Annotated in this window: 5 protein-coding genes; 1 reads left to right on the top strand and 4 read right to left on the bottom strand. The window is 52.9% G+C overall.

Features of this window, described 5'->3' with window-relative positions:
- The 4 genes from ABX962_RS27745 to ABX962_RS27730 all read right to left on the bottom strand — a co-directional run.
- A partial coding sequence (locus tag ABX962_RS27745) for a CHAD domain-containing protein (protein ID WP_372724308.1) occupies nucleotides 1-521 on the bottom strand: 521 nt, incomplete at its 3' end.
- Between the two features lie 19 nt (nucleotides 522-540).
- Nucleotides 541-855, bottom strand: coding sequence for a hypothetical protein (locus tag ABX962_RS27740; RefSeq protein ID WP_372724306.1), 315 nt, complete (start codon nucleotides 853-855; stop codon nucleotides 541-543).
- A 356-nt stretch (nucleotides 856-1,211) separates the two neighbouring features.
- Nucleotides 1,212-2,804: a glycosyl hydrolase gene (locus ABX962_RS27735; RefSeq protein ID WP_372724304.1), complete on the bottom strand. Its 1,593-nt coding sequence runs from the start codon at nucleotides 2,802-2,804 to the stop codon at nucleotides 1,212-1,214.
- Between the two features lie 254 nt (nucleotides 2,805-3,058).
- A complete protein-coding gene (locus ABX962_RS27730; protein WP_372724302.1) occupies nucleotides 3,059-4,171 on the bottom strand; it encodes a hypothetical protein in 1,113 nt (370 codons plus the stop codon).
- 511 nt (nucleotides 4,172-4,682) lie between these two features.
- Here ABX962_RS27730 and ABX962_RS27725 point away from each other — a divergent pair.
- Nucleotides 4,683-5,741, top strand: coding sequence for a hypothetical protein (locus ABX962_RS27725; RefSeq protein ID WP_372724301.1), 1,059 nt, complete (start codon nucleotides 4,683-4,685; stop codon nucleotides 5,739-5,741).
- Nucleotides 5,742-5,985: the final 244 nt, after the last annotated feature.

Here is a 5,985-nt window from a genome sequence, read left to right as displayed (position 1 = left end):
GCGCGAGAGTAGGTCTCCGCGAACCCGAGACTCCAGGCATCGTATCCCTTAGCGTCCAATCGCCATCGGCGAACACGTTGGAGTGCCTTGTTGAACTGGCCTCGGGCTTCGCCGAGTTGCTTTTCGACATCCATATCGTGTTGCAGCAGTTGTCGACGCTGTTGAGCCAATTGATGCCGAATTGAATGGAATGCATCTTCCCGAATTTGCTTGACAAACTGCGTAACGATCTGGTCGTAGGTGTCGACAAGCGTTTTGCTGTCACGTACCTGCGAGAAGGGTTTTGCGACTTCGCGAAACTCGCAATTCTCTTTCGCGTAGAGAAAGTCACCCGTCATCGAATCGCGGACCAACCGCACCAACCCACGCATCTTTTTACATCGCTTGCGAAGTTGGTGAACTTTTTTCGACTGCGTTAGACGCGGATTGTCGATTTCCGTGATCGCCTTTTCGATTTGCTCGCGAGCAATCCGTCGTACGGATCGAGAAACCGATTCATGCTGTTTCAGACGAAAAGCCATGGGCAAAGGCAGAGGGGGATCATTCGGACGCAACGACCAAGTGATTGCGAAGGGTCATGCCACGCAGGTGTGGGCGGATCGATTCCTGAGCAATCTGTTTCAAAACATAGGTGTCAACACGACCTTCGAGGGTAACCGCACGGCCATCCACGATGACGCCTACCTGTTGCAGTTGCCGACGTCCGGTTTCCCGAAGCACCGCTTCCAAACGGCGACCCTGCAGTCGATGTGCGGCATGAACCGCCACAGCAGGATTCAGATTCGGACCGCTCGTCGGGGCCACAGCAGCAGGGGTTGCGGGATGGCGACGAGCGGAGCTTGGAGACGAAATCATGAGCGAGCCTTTGGCGCAGAGAAGTTGGGTGGGGCCACCTGATTAAACTGCAATTTTTAGACCACCCGAATGTGGTTGGAATGGCTCTGATCCGGCTCGCGCTGATGGCACACAAATTGCCTCCGATGAAATTTGCGTGACTTCATTGAAATTGTTTTGACTCGGGCGAGATCCATTGGTCCGTGCGTGCAATCACGCGGTCGCCGAAACAAAAAAAGAAATTTACTATCGAGGCTACATCGCTGGAAAAACTTATGCCAAATAGGGTCAAAAACGCGCAGAGCGTGCGTTGATTTGCTTGCAGATTGAGCAACAGTCGATCGATTAAAGCCAAGTGACTTTTTAAGCGGAACCGCTCAGCCACTGGCAAGATGGTCATCGGTCTGTCTCGGTGAGGCGAGACGATCGAGCTCCACTTCGGAAACGCGAACTTCAGCGGCCTCCAAATAGATGCCTAATTGGCCAGTGTCGAACGTTTGATCTGCCAGCGACAGCACGACTCGGCCATCGACCGACAATTCCAAATAGCTACCAAACGCCAGCAGTTGAATCGATGCCTCGCTGCGTGATTTGGAATACCAAAACCCTGTTTGTAGCGATCGGAATGTCATCATATGTTCACCGCTGCCATCGGCACCGGTACCCCAGGCACGAAGTTGGGCCACTCCCTTTAAAATGTCGAGCGACAGATAATAGCCGTCACGTGTTTCGGGATCCAAGCGGAAGACGATTCCACATTTACCGAGCCCCTGCATTTCCAATTTGGCCTGAAAGCGAAAACAGTCCAGGGTGCCGTCGAAGACAAATGCCTGGAAACCGCTTTCACAGGCAAGATCCAAATGACCGCCGCCGACTCGGCACACCTGAATTTGCGGACCGACATCTTCGATCAAGCTGTGGATACAGCGGCAATCAATACTCTCGCGAAGGTAGTCATCAATACCCTCGAACGTCACCGCTCGCAGCAACCCCGAATTGCTTCTTACCAAACGCTTCGGCGGCGGCATCAAGTTTTCGGCCGTCCGGTCCGTCAAGTTCATCGAATAGAAATTCCAAAGCAGCCAACCGTGGTCATCACGGCACACCCGTCCGGCGTAATTGCCTTGGGCCAACAGAACGTTGTCGTGATAACTTTGCCACGGATCGCCTATCTTTTTTGTATGCCAATAGCGGATTTTGGCGTCTTCGCGGATGCTGCCGATCAGATAGTAGTCATCGTCAAAATAGATCAAATTCGGCACTTCGACGTCATCGTAAAGACGTGGGTGGTGCAGTGCCGGTTGGGCTTCGAAATGATGCGGGGCAACCTCCTTCATCAACGCCACACAACCACGGCGGACAATCGGTCCCTCCTTGACCCGTCCCGCGGCTAACAACCAACCGTGTTCACCATCGTGGTAATAGAACGGATCACGAAAACTAACCCAGTGTCGTCCTTCGCTTAACGAGGATTCGTAGTATCTCGAGTCCGGTTCAAGTGGTAAACAGCTTTCCGAATCAAACTCGGCATGCAGGCAATCGGCAACATCCCGCCGGCTCCGCCGCACCGCTTCTTTGACTCGCGAGGGGTCCTTGGGGCCACGATGGTCCTGCCAATGGACTGGCGACTTTTTCCAGTGGTACAGATCATCGCTGATGGCCATTCCCAAACGTTGGTAGCGGCCCTGATCACGCCGTGACAATCCGGTGTAGAACATCCGCCATCGCCCCGGTTGGTGCGGATCAGGCGACACATGCATTGTCCATAGCATCAAATCGTCCCAGCTGCCGGGGTCACCAATGAACAGTGCGTTGCTGACACGTCGCCAATTAATTGCGTCGGTGCTGACCGCGTGGGCGATGAAATCGTGATTGGGCAGCACCAGATGAAACAGATGGTACAACCCGTCGTGGAAGAGAACGTCGACGTCGCCAATCGTCTTCCTACTGCCATCGGTTTCGGAAAACATAATCGACTCGCTCAAACGTAAAAGAACCGGTACTCAAAATCTGATAGCAAAATACTAACGCAACTGCCATCGAAATGCCATATTGATCGAGGTGTTTCTTGCAATCGCGGTAGCGAATGGCCCTGCGGAAGTGATAAAAGTTGTGGTCGCTATCGATTTGAATTCATGCCTCGAATAGGGCAATGAAAAATGCCCCATCGAAACGATGGGGCATCTTCGCGAGCTCGAAAACAGCTTCGATGGTTGATGCGGAACTAGCTTTTCGATTTTGCTTGCTTCCGCTTAATTTCGCTTTGATTTTCGCCTTCACCCAAGGTGCGGGCCATCAAAACGATTCGAGCGTTCACTTTCACAGGGACGCCTTGGACCGTCACTTGGTCGCCTTGGCTAGGCGATTTCGATAATTGGTCCTTGGGACCGAGATCGACCATCATCGATTTGCCGTTGTCGGTTTTGACTTTTGCCAACAGATGTTTTTGACCTTGCACGGTGACCTCGCGAGTGCTGGTCACCTTGCCGGTGTATTTGCGACCATTGCGATCAATCGTCAAGTCCGATGACTTCGTTTTCGCCTTGGTGGCAATCAGAATCGACTTGTCACCAACCTTCATGCGGTGTCCGCTGGCGGTCAATTTGTCACCTTGAGACAACGAATGGGAATCTTGTTTGACCCCGAGATCGACCACGGTTGCTTTGCCATCGTTGCCTTTGACGTGTGCAACCATATGATCACGGCCTCGAACGTTCACCGTCTTCATGCGTTCAATCGTACCTGAGACTTGCTCGGTCTTGGAACTCAGTTCCTTCTGTTTATTCTGGGCTTCTGATTTTGCCTTCTGGTCTTGGTCTCCGGTGGAGTCGAAACTGTAGAAGGTGAACGCGTCGTAGATACCGTCATTGTCGGTGTCACGATAACGGGTATAGCTATCGTAGACTCCGTCGTCGTTCGTATCTTGGTAGAGCGAAAACCAAGTCATTCCATTTTCGTTCGACCGTTGGCTCGAGCCATCGTCATAGTAGTCGTAAAACCAACGATCGTCCGACGACGCGTTGGATTCAGTTGACGTGTTGGATCGATTCGTGTCGCTGGCGTATCCGTAATCGCCGTAGTGTGTTTCCCGGTCGTTGATGTCATCATTGTCTTGATCCGTGCTGGATCGGTTGTCGGCATATTCGAACGTCTCGTTATCCCACCGTCCGATCGCTTCGTCGGTTGGGTTGTAGTCATTGCCGTCAAACCATTCGCTGACATCATACCAGGCGTCGTCTTCGTAGAATCGAGACGCGTGTTCGTCGGCATTGGCGACTGGCATCGCACAATAACTCGCTACGATCAAACTCGCCAATAACATTCGTTTCTTACTCATCAATGTTTCTCCTATGAAGAAGGTAAAGGGGACGTGATCGCGAAGATCACTTCGGGACTTCCGATGCTCAAAATAAATTGCAACGATCATGCCGACCGCTAACCCGTTTGCGAGAAAAATACCGTTTTATGCCGTGAAAACGGCATCGGCAGCAAGCGAGGTGGATCGCTTGCCGAGAATATGCTGCCGACTTACTTAAGCGATGGCAGGGGTAATCGTCGCCATCGAAGGGGATGCTCTGCCGGCATCTCGGTGGCATGACGAGAGAAATAAAACCGTCTCGGCAAAAGGGGGCGAGCCGCGACTGTGTGTAATGCGAATGCGAAACAGGAGGCCGTTTTGAACACCCTGGTCGGTCATTGAACAGACCCCCGGCTGCGATTCGAGAGCTGGACTGCGACACGGCTTGGGATCCCCGTTCGGCACATCATTTGCCAGCTATCGACTTCGCGACTCTTCTTCATTTTGCGACCCGTTTCTCAAGTGGAGCAGAACCCACTATTCATGCACTATGCAAACGCTACCCTTTTCACTGGAGTTCAAGACAATGACCGTCCGCAAACTAGCCGCCTGCTTGCTGCCGATGCTGATGATCTCGTCCGCCCCCGCACAAAATGCCTCTGGACAAACCGATCGCGAAGCGGGCGACGCGGGATCACGCTATGAGGATGACGCGTGGTATGACGTCAGCGAGTGGTTCGATGGCAACGACTACAATCCGACCGACGAAGCGATTGGGCGGTGGGATGACGAGCGTTTTGATTTTTACGACAAACAAACCAGTTCGGACAGCGATAACGACGACGAGACGGTGTCGGCCGAAGAGTTCTACGGCGACGATTTCGATGACGGTTACGCCACCTATCAAGACAACGACCGCGACGGTAATTACGAAACGATGTCGCGATACCACGATACCGATGGTGACTATCTGCATGACAGCTATGCAACCTACCGCGACGATGATGGTGACGGTATGTATGACACCTACGACTTTAGTCAGATCGCGGGTCAGAACGCGGTACATCGAAGCAAGGTTGCCCAGACCACGCAAAAAGGACTGAGCGGCAAAGCGTACAAGCTATCGGGGACGGTCGAAGAAACGAAGATGATCAAGCGGCTTGGTGCGTTGAGTTTTTTGGTCAAAGCAAAGACCGACGAGGGCAAATCGATGTGGGTCGACTTCGGTGACGGTGGCACATCGCTACAGTTGTTCGATGGGGACGCGTTCACCGCTTACGGCCCGCTTGTAAAGCGAGGCGACAAAGATGTGTTGGTTGCCACCACGATCGAGCAACAAGGCAAACAACGCGAGATTCAGCGAACCGGCCGCCGTTTTAGTGGAACCGTTCAGTCCACTCGCAAGGCGACCGTAAAAGGAAATGAACATTTAGTGGTGAAATTGGACACCGAGGACGGCAGAAAACTGACCGTCGATATGGGGGATCCCGCGAATGCCAAGAATCTAAACGAAGGCAGCAAGGTGACCGTTACCGGTGTGCCCGTCAAAGTTGGCGATCGTGTGATTCTGATCGCGGATTCGAATCAAACCATGAAACAGAACAAGTAATTGTAACTGAATTTTTGACTTGCGACCGGCTTCGGTATGCCGATCGCATCTAACAAGCGTGCCCAGTTGGCAGGGATCCCGTGCCGGTATCGATTCCGGAACCCAGCGTGGATCGCAAGCGGACTGGGCACGTTTTTATTGGGACGGCAAACGTCGGCGGGCGGTGATACGAGTCCGTGGTTCCCGCCCCAAATCGAGTGGCATGTCGACCGAGACATACAATCCCGTATCCCTGCATCCCGTC

It is taken from the genome of Novipirellula sp. (assembly GCF_041583735.1).
Taxonomy (GTDB): Bacteria; Planctomycetota; Planctomycetia; order Pirellulales; family Pirellulaceae; genus Novipirellula.
This window is presented reverse-complemented; position numbering and strand designations above follow the sequence as displayed.